Source organism: uncultured Brachyspira sp. (genome assembly GCF_910588665.1).
Taxonomy (GTDB): Bacteria; Spirochaetota; Brachyspiria; order Brachyspirales; family Brachyspiraceae; genus Brachyspira.
This window is the reverse complement of the sequence record NZ_CAJUPR010000012.1, coordinates 36,629-55,912: the sequence shown is the minus strand read 5'-3', so window position 1 is coordinate 55,912 and position 19,284 is coordinate 36,629. Positions and strand designations below refer to the sequence as shown.

The 19,284-nt window shown below is 26.6% G+C and carries 5 protein-coding genes; 2 read left to right on the top strand and 3 right to left on the bottom strand.

Annotated features, from left to right (window positions below):
• Window positions 1-12: 12 nt before the first annotated feature.
• The 3 genes from QZ306_RS09045 to QZ306_RS09035 form a co-directional block, all read right to left on the bottom strand.
• The gene (locus QZ306_RS09045; RefSeq protein ID WP_295163280.1) at window positions 13-15,468 is read right to left on the bottom strand and encodes a DNA-directed RNA polymerase subunit omega; all 15,456 of its coding nucleotides are present in this window, start codon (window positions 15,466-15,468) and stop codon (window positions 13-15) included.
• 426 nt (window positions 15,469-15,894) lie between these two features.
• The gene (locus QZ306_RS09040; protein ID WP_295163279.1) at window positions 15,895-16,422 is read right to left on the bottom strand and encodes a hypothetical protein; all 528 of its coding nucleotides are present in this window, start codon (window positions 16,420-16,422) and stop codon (window positions 15,895-15,897) included.
• A 714-nt stretch (window positions 16,423-17,136) separates the two neighbouring features.
• Window positions 17,137-17,832, bottom strand: a complete 696-nt coding sequence (locus tag QZ306_RS09035; protein ID WP_295163278.1) for a YggS family pyridoxal phosphate-dependent enzyme — start codon at window positions 17,830-17,832, stop codon at window positions 17,137-17,139.
• Window positions 17,833-18,029: 197 nt separating this feature from the next.
• Between QZ306_RS09035 and QZ306_RS09030 the strand changes: the two genes are divergently transcribed.
• Together QZ306_RS09030 and tsaB are read left to right on the top strand one after the other, a co-directional pair.
• Entirely contained in the window at window positions 18,030-18,494 is a 465-nt protein-coding gene (locus QZ306_RS09030) for a YaaR family protein (protein ID WP_295163277.1), read from the top strand.
• On the top strand, window positions 18,491-19,183 hold the full coding sequence (tsaB, locus tag QZ306_RS09025; RefSeq protein WP_295163275.1) for a tRNA (adenosine(37)-N6)-threonylcarbamoyltransferase complex dimerization subunit type 1 TsaB: 693 nt from the start codon (window positions 18,491-18,493) through the stop codon (window positions 19,181-19,183). The genes QZ306_RS09030 and tsaB overlap by 4 nt, the downstream gene beginning before the upstream one ends.
• Window positions 19,184-19,284 lie beyond the last annotated feature (101 nt).

Below are 19,284 nucleotides of genomic sequence, written 5' to 3'. Positions count from 1 at the left end.
TTAAGAAGAAACTTATCCTCTGGATTGCCTGTCTTTCCAAGTTTTTATAGTTCTCTCAACCTCTTCCCTTGAATATGAAGTATTTTTAACTATATCATCGGGCTTCCAGCCTTGTTTATACATCTTAATTATAAGTTCCTCTTTTTTGCTGTCTATTTTATCCCTTTTAGCGCCTGATTTTATGCTCTTATCAGACATATATTTATCTGCATTATCCAATAATGTCTCTAAATATCTGACAAAATATTCGGCTCTCTCAAGATTTTTTACTATATTTTTATCATAATCATCATACTGATTTTTCATATAGATAAGATTTTCTCTTTGATTTTGTATTTCATCAATTATTATATTAAGTTCTTCCAATTTAGAAATAAACAGCTGAACTTTTTTATCATTCTTATCTATTTTAGCCATATCTCTTTCAAGAGAATAAATTTTATCCATAAAGTTTTTTCTGGTATCTTCAGCATCAATCATAGCGGCTTTTATGCTGTCCACTCTTTCAAGTATGGTTTCAGTTTCTATTTCAGCTTTTCTTATCTGCTGTAATATATCATCTGCATATTCTTCCTTATCCTTAATAATTGAAAGTTTATTTTCTATCTGCGATGCTATATCTATAACAACCTGTATTCCTTCCTCAGCATGCTCTATCATAGCATTATTTTCAGCTATATTTACAAATTTATCCTGAATTTCTCCTGACATTTCCATAAGCATATTTAATTTTTCTCGGGTATCTTCTAAAGTATCTTTTTCCGTTTTAATATTTTCAGCATAATTCAATATTTCATGATGCATTTTCTTTAAATTATCAAAATCGGAAATAGTTTTATTCATCTCTGCCGTCTGCGCCTTAGTATCTTCAACCATAGAAGATAATTTAGCCACATCATCTTTTATAGATTCTGCCATATATTGAGCATTATCAAATACTTTTACGGTATTCATATACTTTTCTATATCTTCAGCTATATCATCTATTTTTAATTTAACGGCATCATACTCTAAAGAAATATCATTAGTTTTTGATTCAAGCATTTTATTGATGGCTTCAACAGCATCATTTAACTTAAGTCTTAAATCATCAGTTCTATTTTCAAAATCTTTAAGTATTACATTTGTCTTCTCATCATAGCTTAAATTAATTTTATCAATTCTAGCATCTATTTCGGAGGAATATTTTGCCATATCATCTTCCAAAGCCGATAGAATATTCTTCATACCTGCAATTCTTCCATCATATTCATCTAAATTATCATTATGAGCTTTGATTATCTCAAGTTTAGCATTTTGTATATGTTCTTTAGCATCATTCATTAAAAGAGATAATGTCTGCTCTAAATTAGAATTTAATCTTGCTATATATTTTTCATACTTTTCATTGGTATTATCTTCTATAGTCTGAACATTTTCTTCTATAATATTATTCGCTTCGGCTATTCTGATATTAACCGCTTCAGATATAGACTCTTTCAATGATGTTAAAGATTCTGAAAGTCCCTCATAATGCGCTTTTAATGCATCAAATTCGGAGTTCTTTTCTTCTAAAAGAACATCTATTTTATTTGAAACATTTTCTATTATAGAATCAAATTCTGAAATTTTATTTTCTATTGTATATTTAGCATTATTAGATAATTCTTCCAATCTGGAATTAAATTTTTCTCCCTGAACTTCTATATCCTTAGAATATACATTTACTTTATCCTGAAGTTCTAAAGCTTTTTCTTCTATTATAGATTTTAATTTCTCTATAGAAGGAGCAAATTCATTTTGAAGATTATTCATCTGCTCTTCAACAGCTTCAAGCTTTTCTTTATTATTTTCAACGGAAGCTAAAAACTCATCTTTTATACTCAAAGACTGTTTTAAATCCGCAACAGCATCTTCAATACTGACTTTAGTATCATCTAACTGAGTATGCAGAGATTCTATTTTTTCATTATACTCTTTATATGCTGCTTCAAATAATTTAGAAAAATCTTCATAATTTTTTTCCTGTCTGTCGGTATAGAATTTTTCCGTAGTTAAATACATATCCTTTAACTTGGCAACTTCATTATTATGCATAGATTTAATCTCATCAACCGCTCTGTCGCCCTCAATATTTACAGACATTTTTAACTCGCTTATAAACTCTTCCTGATATGTATCTATTTTCTTTCTGAACTCGGCAATATCATCTTCAAGACGCTTACTCATATTAACGAATGCATCCGTTATTTTATTATTGATATCATTTTCAATGGATTCCACAGCGCTTCTGACATCTGAAAATTTATCAAATTTCTTCATTTCATTATTAATAAAACTCTGAACGGTAGTCATTATATGAGGCGTTAAATCGTTAGTCTCTTTTATTACAGCCTCATTAAATGAAGCAATTAAGCCGCTGATATCTTCTCTTGCCTTATTTAAAGAATTATTATTTTCTTCCGTTATTTTATTTGACAATAAGCTAATATACTCCTCAGCTTCTTTAACTTTATTTACGAACTCTGCCTCTTTTTCTGCAATTTTTAATGAAGCAATATCTGCAGCTTCTGATACTGCGCTTGTTAATCCGTTAATCTTATTTCTTATATTAATATCAGAGTTTTTAACCATATCCATAAGAGCTTCTCTCTCTTTTCTTACAGTTTCCACTTCCTGAGATATATGTTTCTGAGACTGACTAAGCATTCTAAGTTCGTTTTCATGTTCCTTAATATTGGCTTTTATAGTATTCACCAAAGAGTTTATATTATTCTCCGCTTCATCTATTTTATTAATTATGCTTTTAACTTTATCATTTTCAAGCATATCAATATTATCTTTTGCACTTTCCACTTTATCATTAATAGAAGCAAGCATTAAAATGGCTTCATTTCTTAAACTATCCACCTCAGAAAGTATTGCATCTTTATAGAACTCTTTTATTTTATCGGGAGAAGCATAAACATCTTCAAAATGAACTATTCTAGCCTCTATACGATTTCTAAACTCATCATTAGATTCTTCAAATACTTTTATTATATCATCTCTAAAAGCATCTGTAAGATATCTGAAATCCGTGTCTATAGAATCGTTTTGAATGCTTTCAAACATTTCGGAAATCTGTTTTCTCTCATCTTCAATCATAGAAACAACATCATCTCTGCTTATAGTATCAAATGAAATTTGATTTTTCAAAGCCTCTATACTGTCAATAATATTAAGCTTCTCCTGATTAAACATACTCATAGTTTCATCTTGTTCTTTTATAAGCTCAACTATAGATTTTCTGAAGCTTATAAACTCATTTAAAAGTCTCTCTCTGTCTCCTTCCATACTGCTTAAAGCTTCATCAGAATAAATATTTCCGTTTTCATATCTGGATTTAATATCATCTATTTCAGACATTAATCTATCTCTTTCCAGCTGCAAAGCTTCAGCCAAATCCTTTATATTAGCTATTCTGTCATTAAACTCGCTTCTAAAGCCAGACATTTCATTAGATATATTTTCCTTATATCTTTTAATGCTTTCCGAAAAATCCTGCTCTAGTATTTGGAAATCGTCTCTTATTTTGGCGCCGTACTGATTAGCCATATTAGCTAAATCATTATTAGTAGGAACAGAACTAAGTATTTCATTTCTTAAAGAAACAAACTCGTCTTTAATATCATATTTTAAAGATTCTCTCTCTTCTGCAAATATATGACTGACATTTTCCAAAGTAGGTATGTCTTTAAGTATATCTTCTTTCATCTCTGATAATTTATTTTCAACGGCTTCCTGCTCTTTTGACAGCACTTCAGCAACAGCTTCAACTGTGGAATAATTTTCCTCTATATTTTTTCTAAATGATTCTAATGTTTCATTTATTTTTGATATTTCATCTTCTATTAATTTTTCTATATATGAACTGTCAATTTTACCCGCCTGCATATTTTCGTAAACTTCAGCCTTAGTATTTTCAATAGAAGATGCTATATCCTGTTTATAGCTTTCCATAAGTTTTTCAATTTCATCTTTAGATACAGAAGCATCTTTTATATTATTAATCTCTTTTTTTATCTCCGCAAATGAAGATTCCAAACCGTATTTATCAGAGTCTAAAATATTATTCAAATTATTTAAATAATCTTTTTTAAGAGCCTCAAATCTATCTTCCGCTGATATATATTCAACTCTTACAGCCGATTTAAAATGATCAAGCTCATCTATTAGTTTTGCTTTTTCCTCTTCAAACATTTCAGCAAAATTTCTATTATATATCTGAGTATTAAGAATTTCATTTTTAAACTCCTCAAACTCATTGGCTCTATCCTCTTTCTCGGATACAAACAGTTCTGCAAGCTCCTCCATATTAGGAACAGAGCTTATTATTTTATTTTTAAACTCTTCAAAATCATTTAAAAGCTCTAAATCTTTCTTAGATATTTCTTTTGATATTCTCTCATAAATATCTTTTCTAAACTCGTCTATAGTATTTATAAGTTCTTTTTTATCTTTAGCCAATTCATTAGATAATTTTAATGTGTTAGTATTAAGATCATTATTTATCTTGCTTATATAAGATTCCAAAGCTTTTATTTTTATATCAACTCCTTTATTTGAGCTGTTAATATCTTCTTTTATGGAACTGATATTATTTTCTATATAATTTATGGTATGTTTTTCTTCTGTTTTCAAGCTGTCTTGAAGATTAATAAATTTAGATTTTACTCTGTCTTCATAATCATTTAATACAGAATCAAGCTTTTCTCTGTATTCTGATATATCGTCTTTCAAAGAACCTTGATTATATTCCAAATTTGATATTCTATCATCAAATGTATTAATTTGCATTTCTATATTTGAAATGCTTTCTTCCAATCTCGAATCCAGTTTATCTTGAAGCTCTGACTGCCTGATATTTATATCTTCTTTTAAGGCTTCTATTATAGATTTAATTTCAGAGTAGGCTGCATTATCCGATATGCTTTCTTTAGCATTATCCAAGTCATTTTCTATAGAATTAAGACCTGAAGCTTTCCAAGAATCTAAATCTTTCTGCATAGCTTCTATTTTATCTTTAAACTCTGCAAAAGAATTGCTGAAATGAGATTCAAGCCCCTGCTTTAATGCATCAAAATTATCAGCTATATTGCTTCCATATAACTCTGAAAGCTTATTTTCATCAGACCAAGCATCTTCAAAATAATCTATTCTTTTTTCTATTCTGTCTTTAAACTCTTTAGTATCCTTTTCTATATTATAAACCAAATCATTTTTTACAGACACTATATTATTATTAAAATTATCAAATATATTGTCCAGTTTTTCTTCCAATTTTGATATTTCATCTCTGCTTATATAAGATTCAGGCATGCAATCCATTATATTATTTATATCTTTATAAATTTCCTCTCTGCTGTTTAATATCTTATCTTCCAATTTAGTAAAATCAGATATCTGCGGCATAATATTTTCTTTAAATGATTCTAAGCTTTCGCCTAATTGCTTAAAGTCTTCATAAACTGCATCTATATCTTCCTGTGTTGCACTTGATGATAAACTATCTTTCAGAGCATTTAATTCATCAGAAAGTCTTGCAACTTCATCATTTAAATCAGTATCAACACCGCTTATTTTATCTTTAACAGCTGATAAATCTTTTTCCAAATCCTCTATTTTTGAAAAATCATCTTTAAGCGAGTTAAATGATTCTTCCAATCTGTATCTCTCTTCAATCAAATCATTATAGCTGTGATTATCTTTTATAGAAGAAATTTCATCTTTAAATGCATCTATAGTATTTGATATCACAGTTCTGAAATCAAATAAAGATGATTCCAATACCGAAATATTATCTTCATTACTATTAATTTTAGCGCTCAAAGTCTCAGATATATCATCTATAATTGATTGTATTCGGTTTTTCTCGCAATCAAAAATAACAGAAACTCTTTCATCACAGGCATTTAATATATCATCTTTTAATAAAGCGAAAGAATTTTTTAAATTATCAGTTTCTTTAAATAATAAATCTTTTTCATCAATATATTGATTTAATACGGTATCTTTTATATCTTCTATTGATTTATCAAAATCTACTATAAGACTGGAATATTTACTCTCTATTTCTTCTTTTACTTTATCTATTTCATCAATAAGAGATATTTTAACATTTTCTATATCTTCTAATATATCAGTTACGGAAGATATTTTTTCGCTATATTCTCCGAAAAGCGATAATATATGCTCATTATTATATAAAAAATCGTTTATCTGAGATTTAAATCTTTCATCTACATTAGATTTGAAATCCTCAAATTCTGAATACAATTTATCTACAGAAGCATATAATTCTTCTTTCTCTAAATCTATTCTATCAGAAATATCTTTAGCTTTATTTTCTAATTGAGTATTAATATCTGATACTGAGTTTTCTATATTGTTTAATTTTACAGTTACATTTTTCAAATCATCATAATTAATATCATCTCTTAACTCATTATAAAGAGTCAAAAGCTCGTTTTTTATATTATCAAATGAAGAATGCTGCTTATCCTTAATTTCTGTTTCATAAGATATTATTCTATTAATTATTTCATTTTCTTTGTTTACAATCAGATCATTTATCTGAGTTTCCAAACTTTCTATAATATCTCTGAACTTAGCGTCGGAATCCTCCATCATTTTAGATACAGCATTATTAATACTTTGATTGAGATTATTAAACGAATCATTTATCATAATATCTAAATTATATTTATTTTTTTCAAGCTCTTCAAGTTTCTCTTTTATTTCAGATTCTATTTTAGAAGAATATTCATTTAAATAACTGTCTATATAATCTTTATTTGCATCAGTTCTGGATTTTTCTATTTCTATTTTCAGGCTATTTGAATATTCATCTAAAGCATTTTTATTATTCTCATAAACAGAGTTAAGCATTTTAGAATAATCTTCATAATTTGAAATTATATTTTTTCCTATATTCTCCAAATTTTTTATTACAGATTCATTTTCTTCAAGCCTGTAAGATTCTATATTTTTTAATTCCTCCTCATATTTATCAACAGCATCGGATATCATACTATTAAATCTATTAACATCTGAAGTTAATCTGTTTTCCAAATGCGAAAGTCTTTCATTAACGGATAAAAGTTTTTCTTCAAGACGGGTATTTATTTCATTTTCTTTGCTGAGTATTTCATCTTTAATAGAAGATATCATTTTAGCAATGATTCCGTTTTTCTTATCTTTAGAACTTTCTATAAAGCTGTTAATATTTTCTTTAGCATCTTTAAGCTGATCTAAAAGAAGAGATAAATTACCGTCTTTCCAAAGAGATAAATTATTTTCTATTTCATTAACATGATTTTCTATATTAGATATTATTTCGGATTTTAAGTTATCAACCTCAGGTTTTAAGGCATCTTCATAAAGTTTCAAAGCTTTATTAGGATCAGACCAAGTATCTTCAAAGTGGCTTATTCTTTTATCCATTAAATCTTTAAAATCTTTATTTTCGGCTTCAAGTTCATCGTATAATGAATATAATTTTTCTCTGTCATCATCAAACATATCTCTTGAAACGGCATTATCTTCAAGAATATCTATTTTCTCTTCTAAACCATATTTAAACTCTGAAACCTCTTCATACAGTTTATCAATATCACTTCTTAAATTAGAATCAACGCCTTCTAAATTACTTTTAAGATTATAAACTTCGCTCTCTAAATCATAAAGTCTTTCAAAATCTTCTCTTAAAGAATTAAATGTATCCTCCAATCTGATTTTTTCAGTTTCCAAAGATTCTAAAGAATCCCTGCTTTTTAATTCGTCTAATTCATATCTGAATGATTCCATACTTTCCAATATAGCATTCTTTTCATCATACATAGCATTTTTAAGCTCTTCTATGCTGATAGAAGAATTATTTAATTTATCTATCATATCATCAGTAAATGAATTATATAACTCCTCAAATTTTTCCTTTTCTTTATTAAATAATGTAGGTATATCATCTCTGTTAGCTTTTAATACATCATCTTTGAAAATAATAAAGTCATCTCTTAATTTTTGAATTTGTTCATTATTTAATACGGTGCTTTCTATATTTACAAGTCTGTCGTCAAAAGATTTTATTAAATTATCATATCTATCATTTATATTTGATATTTTATCATCTATTCTTTCATGCAGATCTTTAATCTTATCTTCAAATCTGGATATATAATTTCGGCTGCTTTCCAAATCGTATATTTTTTTCTCTAAAGCATCATATTTATCTTCAAAATTAAGAAGCTTAGTGTCCACTTTTCCGTAGAAATCTTTAATTTTATCTTCCACATTGTGAATATAATTATCGCTATGAATTATATTATCCGCTTTATTCTCAAGTTTTTCAACTGCAGAATTTATTCTGTTATCTGCTTCCTCATTAAACTTTAATACCGCATCATTTAAATTGGAGTTAAGAGTATTAAAAGAGTTTTTTATCATATCATCTAAAGTTTCTTTAGCTTCGGATAATATATTAAGCTTATCGCTAACCTGAAGCTCCAATTTTTTAGAATATTCAGATAAATATTCATCTATATAATTTTTTTCATTAGATAAATGATCAGCCTCCGATTGCGCTCTGCTTCTTTCTATCTCGGCTTTAATAGAATCAGAATATTCTTTTAATGAATTAACAGAATTACTATATACCTCATTCATAAGATTAGAATAGTTTTCATAAGAAGATGCCATTTCATTTCTTATGCTGTCAATATCATCTAAAATTCTTTCTTTTTCCTCAGATTTATAATTCTCAATATTCTTTATTTCCTCATCATATTTAGATACTGCATTGTTCAGCATAGAATATAAATGTTCTAAATTACCGCCTATATCATCATTTAATTTAGCATCAACAAGGGATAATCTGTTTTCTATTTCTTTTATTTTATTGTCTAAAAGCTCATATATTGATTTTTCTCTGTCATCTATTTTTGATAATAAATTATTTACTATTTCTTCTCCTTTTATCTCGGAAGCATTTAAATAATCGGATATGCTTTCCTTTGCCTCTCCTAACTGATTAATTAATTGTTCAATAGTATTTCCTTTCCAATCAGATATATCTTTATCTATAGACTCTATTTTATCTTTTAAGCAATTAATTGAATTTTCAATTTTTAATTGCGTATCAGATTTTATATTATCCATCTCATCTCTGATATCTGAAGAGAATAAAACTCTTATTCTTGAACTATCAGACCAAGCGTCTTCAAAATATTCTATTCGTCTTTCAAGTCTGTCTCTGAACTCTCTATTATCGTTATTAACTTTATTAAAAAGCTCATCTAATTTTTTTATCTCTTCATTAAACAGATTTTCAATGCTATCGTTTCTGCCAGATACCAAAGCTATATTATCCCTTATTGAAGACAATTTATTTTCCAAATCTTCCTTATCTTTCAATATGGTATTATCAAGTTCTGCGGACTTATTTAAAGAATCTTCCAGCTTAGATTTTACAGTATTTATATAGCCGTTTAATATATCTAAATTTGAATTAAGAGTATTTAAATCATCAGAATAATGCTCTTCATCATCTATTATTTTTATGTTTAATTCCTCTATTTTTGAAGATAAAGATTTTACTTCCTCTTTTAAGCTCATATCAGTATCAGAGATACTGTCTTTCAATTGATATAAATTATTTTCAAGCTCTTTAAGCTTAGAAAAATCATTCTTTATTGTATTGAAAGATTCTTCTAAAGCCGTCTTTTCTAAAGATAATTGACTTATGGTATCATCTTCTTTGATTAAGCTGATTTCTTCTTTCAGGTTCTCTATTTTATCTAAGATAATATTCTTATCATCATAAATTAAGTCTTTTATATAATTAATATCACTCTCCGAACTGCTTAATCTGTCTAATAAATTATTAGCAAACTCTTCAAAGGCTTGATCTATTCTTTCCTTTTCCTTCTCAAATAGGGCAGGCATATCCTCTTTATCAGCCGTTAATACATCATTTCTGAAGCTTTCAAATTCATTTTTTAATTCATTTATTCTCTCAGATAATAATTCTTTCTCGGAATTATGCAGTTCCATAAGTTCATCTCTGTCAAATATGGAGCCTTTTATCATGTCCAATGCTTCATCAAAATCAGTACTTAGGCTATCATATTTAGATTTAACATCATATATCTCATTATCTAATTTTGAAGAAATATTATAAAGTTCATTATCTATTTTTACGCTTACGGCTCTTAACTGCTCTTCCAATTCGGATATATATTTATTTTCATAAGCTTCTCTATTTAAAGCTTCTTTTTCAAGTTTTTCAACTGCAGAATTTATTCTGTTATCTGCTTCCTCATTAAACTTTAATACCGCATCATTTAAATTGGAGTTAAGAGTATTAAAAGAGTTTTTTATCATATCATCTAAAGTTTCTTTAGCTTCGGATAATATATTAAGCTTATCGCTAACCTGAAGCTCCAATTTTTTAGAATATTCAGATAAATATTCATCTATATAATTTTTTTCATTAGATAAATGATCAGCCTCCGATTGCGCTCTGCTTCTTTCTATCTCGGCTTTAATATTTTCAAGATGAGTTTCTAATTCTGATACTGCATCTTCATAAATCTTATCTATCATAATGGAATATTCTTCATAATCTTCCCTTATGCTGTTTCCTAAATCTTCTATATCCGATATTATATCTTCAGTTTCATTAAGTCTATGATGCTCTATTCTCTTAATTTCCTCATTATATTTTGCAGCGGATTCATTTATCTTATTATGTATTTCCTCCAAACTGTTTCCTATAGCATTATTCAATTTTTCATCTATAGAGGAAATTTTATTTTCAGCATACAATATTTTTTCATCTATGCGGGAATAAATTTCATTTTCTTTATTTTCTATTGAGCTTAGCATATCAATAAGAAACTGATTTTTCTTTCCTTCGGAAGTATCTATAAAATTCTCTATGCCTTTTCTGGCATCTTCCAATTGGGAAAGCAAATTATTTAAATTATCATTTTTCCAATCGTATATATCCTGTTCTATTAATTTCATCTTATCTTTTAATTCGGATATATGATTATCATATTTAATATCTGCCTCTTTTCTTATATTTTCAACCTCTTCTCTTATATCTGAAGCATATATACTTTTAATTTTAGTATTATCAGACCATATATCCTCAAAATAAGCTATTCGCTTTTCAAGTCTCTCTCTGAAATCTTCATTATTTAATGATAAGCCTTCAAATATAGAATCTAATCTTTTCTTTTCATCATTTAATAAAGACTCTATTTCATCTCTATTCAGTAAAGAAGACATATTCTTTTTTACAGCATCAAAGTTTTCATTGAGAGTTTCCAAATCTCTGTATAATGCATTAGAATCTTTTTCTATTTTTTCTTCCAAATTATATTTAAAGTCCTTTAGCTTTTTTGACAAATCTTTAACATCATCTTTTAATGTTCCGTCAATTCCTTCAATTCTATTTTTAAGAGCTGTAAAGTCTTTTTCTAAATCAATTATTTTATCAAAATCGTTTCTTAAAGCATATAAAGAACTTTCAAGTACAGCTTTCTCCTCAGACAATACAGCAGCAGTATTATCATCTTTTATATTATCAACATCATTTCTTAAAAGTTCTATCTGAGATATTAAATGACCTCTTTCTTCCGATAAAACATCTTTAATATAATGTATGTCGCTTTCATTATCCGTAAGCCTCATAAGTAAATTCTTGCTGAAATCATCAAACATATTTTCTATTCTTTCTTTTTCTTCATCGAATAATGCAGGTATCTCCACTTCATTTGTTCTTAAAATATGATCTTTGAATAATTCAAATTCTTCTTTTACATCATCTATTTGATTTTTTAGAAGTTCTTTTTCATTCTCATGCAATTTTATTAATTCATCTCTGTTTATTATTGAAGATTTTATTTTTTCTAAAGAGCCTTTAAAGTCTTCATTAATATCAGACAAATTTGAGTTTAAATCATTAATCTGTTCTGATAAAGTTTCTTTAATATTTTCTATAATATCAGATAAATCATTAATTTTCTCTAGTCTGCCGTTATGATCGTCCAATATTGCAAGAACATTTTCATTATTTGAAATCAATTTATCCGCCTGTTCTCTTAATCTGTCATCAACATTATCTTTTAATGATGCAAACTCATCTCTCAGATCCTCCAATGTTAAGCCTATACTGTCCTTGACTTCCAATGCTGTATCGGATATAACTTTTTCAGCATGTTTTTTAATTTTAGACAAGTACTTTAAAAGCTTTTTATTGTTATTTTTTCTGATTTCAGACAAAATTTTTGAAAATCCGCTGTATAGAGTATTAAAGGAATTATTTAAATCATCATTTAAACGATCAACCTCTTCATCAATCCTTAAAGAAGCTTTATTTAAATACTCGTCTATATAATTAGATTCATAAGAAAGATGCTTAGCCTCTGATTCTGCTCTGGATTTTTCTATATCATCTTTTAAGATATTTGCATGATCATTTAGCGAAGCTTTTTCTTTATTGTAGATATCTTCAAGCATATCGGTATAGCGCTCATAATCTTTTTTTATGTCTGCCCCGATATTCTCTATATCATGCATAATGTTTTTATTTTCTTCAAGTCTGTAGGATTCTATTTCTTTAATTTCGTATTTATATTTCTCTACAGCATCGTCTATTAACTCTCTGATATCATTTAATTTTTTCAATGTATCTTCTTCAGCATCGGCAAATATGTTTTCTATCTTTTTATTTATTTCTTCTTTCTTTACAGAAATATAAGAATCTATTTCAGATGTTTTATTATCAATAATAGAACGCATATTATCCGCATTATCTATTATTTCATTAATTTTCTCTCCGAGATTTTCTATGCGAATTTTATATTCGTCCGTCATAAGAGAAGCATGATGTCTTAATTCATCATAATCATCTTTTAAATCATTTGAATATTTTTCAAGCATAGAATGATATTCCGCACTTATGGTATTTAAATCGGATCTTCTTTCTTCTAATACGCCGTCTATTTTTTTATCCAAAGAATTATATTTATACTCTATATCAGACATCAATTCTTTTTCTTTATTTTCAGCATTTTCATACACTTTATTTATAGCATGTTCAAAAGCATCTCTTCCGTTTTCAACTCTATGCATAATATCTTCAATTTCATCTTTTATCTTACTCATGCTTTCTTTTTTTTCATTTAAAAGAGTATCAAATGAACCCGCAGCCTGATTAAGTTCATTATTAAGCATATCTACAATTTCTTTCTTGCTTTCCTCATTAAATTTAATATTTTCATCTACAGCATGAGTTATTTTATCTTTAAACTCATCTAAAGAGTTTTCAATATTACTTATTAATGCATTATGTTTCTTTTCGCTTTCATCAACCTGATTTACAACGGCATCAATGCTGTCTGTTATAGCCTTCATTTTAGTTTGCTCATAATCGTTTAAAATAGCTTCCAAATTAGATTTTAAGCTGTCTATATAAGCATCGCTGTACTTAGATATTTCTTTTTTAATTTCTTCTATTTTTACCTCAGCATCTTTTACACCGTTTTCTAATTTTTCATTTGCCTTATTCATTAAACCATTAATTTCATCGGACGATTTTTCTAATATTTCTATACGCTTTTCTATATTTTCTTTTAAATTATATTCAGTATCTTTTTTTAAAGAGTTTATATCCGAAGATGCTTTATCATACTGTTCTTTTAAATCTGATAATTTTTCATTAATAGAATCAAAATCGGAAGAGGCATTTTTAATATATGAATCAATATTTTCTTCTAATTCATTTTTTACGGAGGCAAACAATATTTCTATTTCTTTAATTCTGTCATTAGACTGAGATTCCAGATCCTTATATAAATACTCTTTTTGCAGACTCAAAGAATCAAGTATTTCTTCCTGCTTATTATTAAGAATAGATATTATCTCCGAAGTCTGATAATGGGTTTCATCTATTTTATCTTTCAAAAGATTAGTCTCTGTTTCAACATCATTTCTAAGTTCATTGATTTCAGCTATCAAAGAGCTTCTTGCATTATCTATAGAATATTCCATATCATCTTGAGCTCTGGTCAAAATATCATTTTTTAATTTATCCATGTCATTAACTATATCTTCAAATCTGCTTTCAGCCTTAAGCATAGTTTCTTCACTCATACCATCTATAGATATAATTAAATCGTTAAGCTCTTTAGTTTTATTTCTATAAAGAGTTATTACTCCGTCATCTTCATTTTCAAGAACATCTTTTATATGATTGGAGAAGTTCTCAACCTCTGAAATAAATCTGTTATTTATATCATCTTTTAATAAAGAAAACTCATTTTCAAGCATGTCTGCTTTTTCAGCATAATCTTTGCTTATATAATCTGCTTTATCTTTTATATCATCTATAGATTTTTCCAAAGAATAAGCTTTCTGCTCTATAGAATCTAAAAATTCCTCTTTATCAAGACTTATTTTTTCAAGACCTTCTTTAAGAGCAGAGTAGAGCATCTCTTTAGTTTTTTCCATCTCATCTTTAAACTCTAATACGCTTGATTGCGTAATGGAGTTTAATCTGTCATGTATGGTATCTCTTAAATTATTTAATTCTGTCTCTAATCCGTCTTTAGACTGACTTAAAGTTTCATAACGGGTTTCTATATCCTTAGATTTAATATCTATCTCATCTGCAAATGATGAATATTTATTAATAAGTTCGTCTCTGCCTTTTTCAAATAATTCAGCTAATTGTTCTATATTATGACGGGCTGTTTTTTCTGCAAGCTGGGTAAGCTGATTTGTAAATAATTCTTCTTTTCTTGCAACATGAATTTTAAACTCTTCGGTAAGAGCCGATATTTTTTCTTTCTCCTGTTCAGCCATAGTGCTGTAATGGGCATCACGCGCAAGCAAATTAGTTGTAAGAGCATCAAATCTTTTATAAAGCTCGCTTTCAAAGTCATTTAATTTAGAATTATAAGATTCTATCAATTTATCTTGTATTGAGCCTACATTTTTTTCAAGCTCCGTCATTTTAGATTTAACATCGGATATTCTTTTATATGTTTTTTCTATAGTATTGCGTTCTTTTAATACGGTATCTACTTTATTAAGTATATCAAGATAAGCTTCCTCAAGAGAATCCACCTGTTCCTGATACTGAGAAACTGCGGCTTTATAATCTTTATATGATTCTATTCTTTTATTTAATTTAGACAAATCTTCCTCCATAGATTTGCTTATAAAACCTGCTTTCTTTACGGCTATCTCCAGATCTATGGCATTATCTCTGACTTCTGAAATTTTTTCTTCTACTATGCCTTCCAAAACTGCTTTTTCTTCTGCAAACAGCCTGTTAAAATTATTATCGCTGGAATTTTTTCTATTATTTACAATGCTGTAGATACCGATAATAAACAGAGGCACGGCAAAAGTTAGTATTAATTGAAGAACAGGGCTCATAAGAAAACTCCGCAAATATAGTATATTAACATAATTCTATATTATGTTAATATATATGTCAATATTATACAAATTAAAATTTCTAAAAAACAGGCTTTTTATATATCATAATATTTTTTTGTAAATAAAATTCCGTTTTGAAAAATCATATTTTTTAAATATAGGAACTTTATAAAAGAAGGCTAGGGGAGATTTAAAATACGGAGAAAGAAATCAAATAATTAAATATAATACCAGAAATAAGAAATAATAAAATAAAAAACAACTACACTGATATTTAAAAGTTTATCATTAATTTAAGAAAGCCTAAAAATATAACAAGGCAGTTAGAAGCGATAAAAAAATAAAGCGACTGCGAGCCAGCGAATAAGTTTACTTGTTCGCTTCTTAAAGGCGAGCAGAAGCATAGCAATAATAATAAAAAAATTATTGAAAGCGTCTTGGTCTTTCTATTGTTATTAAATAATTCCAAACATAATAAAATATAGTATCTTTTGTACTGAAGTTTTCAACAGCCTCATCTTTTTTAAGTTTAATCATAGAATTACTGAAATTACTGTCTTTTTCTAATTCTTCTATTTTTAATGATAATATATCAGTATGAGCTTTTACTTTATGCATAAGATCTTCTGGCAGATTTCTCTCATAGTCTTTACTGGTTAAAGTTTCAATTGCATATTCTATTTTGTCGGGTGTAATTTCGGCTGATATTTCTTGTTCTCTTTGTGCTTCAGTATAAAATATATTATCAGTCCAAATATTAAACTCATTAATCCATTCTTTATACATACTGCCGTATTTATCAGAGTTTAAAGTGTAATCATTTCTTATGTCATTCGGAAGTATATTCAGAAAATTTTTATATCTTTTTTCCATAGCATATATAGAACCGCCGTCATTTTTACATGATATAATTATCAAACTTAATATTAAGAAAAGTATTATTTTTTTCATTAGAGCATATCCATAATTTTTTTATTTATATATTTCATATTATAATATAGTATATAAAAAACTTCAATTATTAAACTTTTATAAGCTTTATATAAAACTTTAATTTATTACTTAAAATAAAAAAACAGCATGCATAAGTTAACATAATATACATTATCGGAACATATATTTATTCAATTTTCCGCTATATTTTAATGCATCATAATTTTCCGCATTTTCAGGATATTTATAATATTTATAATATTTATAATATTTATAATATTTCATAGACATTTTCATTTTTGATTTTGCAGATTCTTCATTCTACCAATATATAATATTATCAGAGTTTTTTTGTATTATTAAAGTTAATTCATTGTTTTTATTTTTTCTTTATCATATATAACTGAAATCCATATGTTTACTTTTCAAGACGCCTTTATTTTATCATTTAAAAGCTTATTTAATACTTTCGATACTGTATTTTTATATTGTTAATAATCTTTATATATTCTTTATCAGATAAATAAAACTATTTTATATTTATAATGCATTCGCTTTTTATGCTTTATTCAAGTATTTTATTCATTCTTTGATTTATTTCTTTTAATGATAATTTATTATAATTTTTATTTATAATTACTTTAACAGCTTTATATAATACTGTTTCAAGTAATTCTTTTATTTTAATAATTCTTTATTTTATCTAAAATCAAATATTTAATTTTTAAATATTTATGAGCTTCCTAAAAAACTGCTTCCTATTCTAACCATATTTGATCCATGTTTTATTGCAAGTTCATAATCCGATGACATTCCCATAGAAAGAATGGATAAAGGATTACTATATTTTGAATTTATTTCTTTAAATATTATATTAAGTTTTTCAAACTCTTCCTCAATAAGAATTGTATCTTCAGTATCTTTTCCTATTGCCATAAAGCCTTTTACAGATATATTAGGCATTTTTATGATATTTTCATAAGTATTTATATAGCTTTCCATAGAAAATCCGCCCTTCTGCTCTTCTGTGCTTATATTAAATTGCAGCAGTATATTCTGTATTTTATTGTTTTTATATGCTTCTTTATTTATATATTCGGCTGTATCAATAGAATCCACGCTTTGTATTAAATCGGCATACTTAACTATATATTTTATTTTATTGCTTTGTATGCGCCCTATAAAGTGCCATTTAACATTATCTTTAATTTCGGCAATCTCACCTACCCTATCCCTTAAACTCTGAGCTTTGCTTTCCGCCAAAGGCAAATCTATATTTAATGATAAAAACTCTTTTATAGTTTCAATAGAAGAATATTTGCTTACTGCTATTATATTTATATCATAATTTATATTGTATTTTTTTTTAATAATATAAATACTGCTTAATATAGAATTATATCTTTTTAAAATTTCATCTCTATTCATAAAAAAAATTCCTAATGCAGTTTATTATAAATCTTTTTAATTTTTTTTCAATTAATATAATATCAGTAAAAAATAAATTAATAAAGCAAAATAATAAAAATACGATCTATAATATATTGAAATTTTATCTGATTCATGTTAAGTTAACATAATATATATTAGTTAACATAACTTTTAAATTATTATGGAGAAAAAGAATGAGAGTTCAGGAAAGAAGAAACCTAGAGATGAATCTAAATAATGTATTTATGACATCGCAGGATGCATCAATGACCTCTATGAAAGCGGCAGTGTCATCATCTCAGTTTGCAGCAATGCTTGAAGAAGAAAAAGAAATAAAAAGATACTCCTATGAATTAGATGAATTAAAAAGGCAGATTTATGATGCGGGAAACCTATTAGAAAAAAGCGCAAATATAAGAGACTTTCAGAAATTTAAAGATTTAATAAGAGCATTAACCGATAAATTAGTAAAAGATGCATACAGAATAAGGATAGTATCTTCATATATGAGAAGAGGACGCGAGTATCAAGTGGTTTCAAAAATTAATGAAGAATTAGATTCTCTGTATAAATTAATAATATCTGAGCAGAAAAACCATATAGCCATAGCAAACAAGGTTCTAAGACTTAAAGGCTTAGTATTGGATTTAATGTCATGAATATATTAGCATTTGATACCGTATCAAGCAGTTTTTCCATAGCATTAAAAAAAGATAATAATACCATTATAGAATATAATAAATGCAATATAAAAAATCATAATGAACATCTGCTTCCTGTATTAAGCAGTTTTCTTAAAAATAATAATATTTCATTAAACGATATAACTCATATAGCACTTGGCATAGGTCCTGGTTCTTTTACGGCTTTAAGGATAGAATTTTCTTCTGTAAAAACGATATGCTATGCTAAAAAAATACCTATTATAGGAATTTCAAGTTTAGATGCATTATATGAAAATATAAAAGATTATAATAATATAAAAGTCAGTATGATAGATGGAAGAAAAGGAAGTATTTATGCCAATGTATATTATAATGACAAAAAATTAAAAGAAAACTCAGATTTGACATATAATGAATTAATAGAAATTATTAAATCTATAAATAATAAAAATATAGCATTATGCGGAGACGGATTTTTAAAAAATTATCATTTTTTTATGGAAAATTTAAAAAATTACAGTATAAAAAAATTAGATAATTCATATAATATTATAAAAGCATCAAATATTATAAAATTATCTATACCTAAAATAGAAGCGGATAATTTTGATGATATATTCACCCTACTTCCTATTTACATAAGAAAAAGCGAAGCTGAATATAAAAAATATAATCTCTATTAAAAAATATAATATAAATTTACGATAATTTAATATATAAATATATTGACTTTATAAAAAATATTCTTATTATTTATATAAAATATATTTTAATACAATAAAAG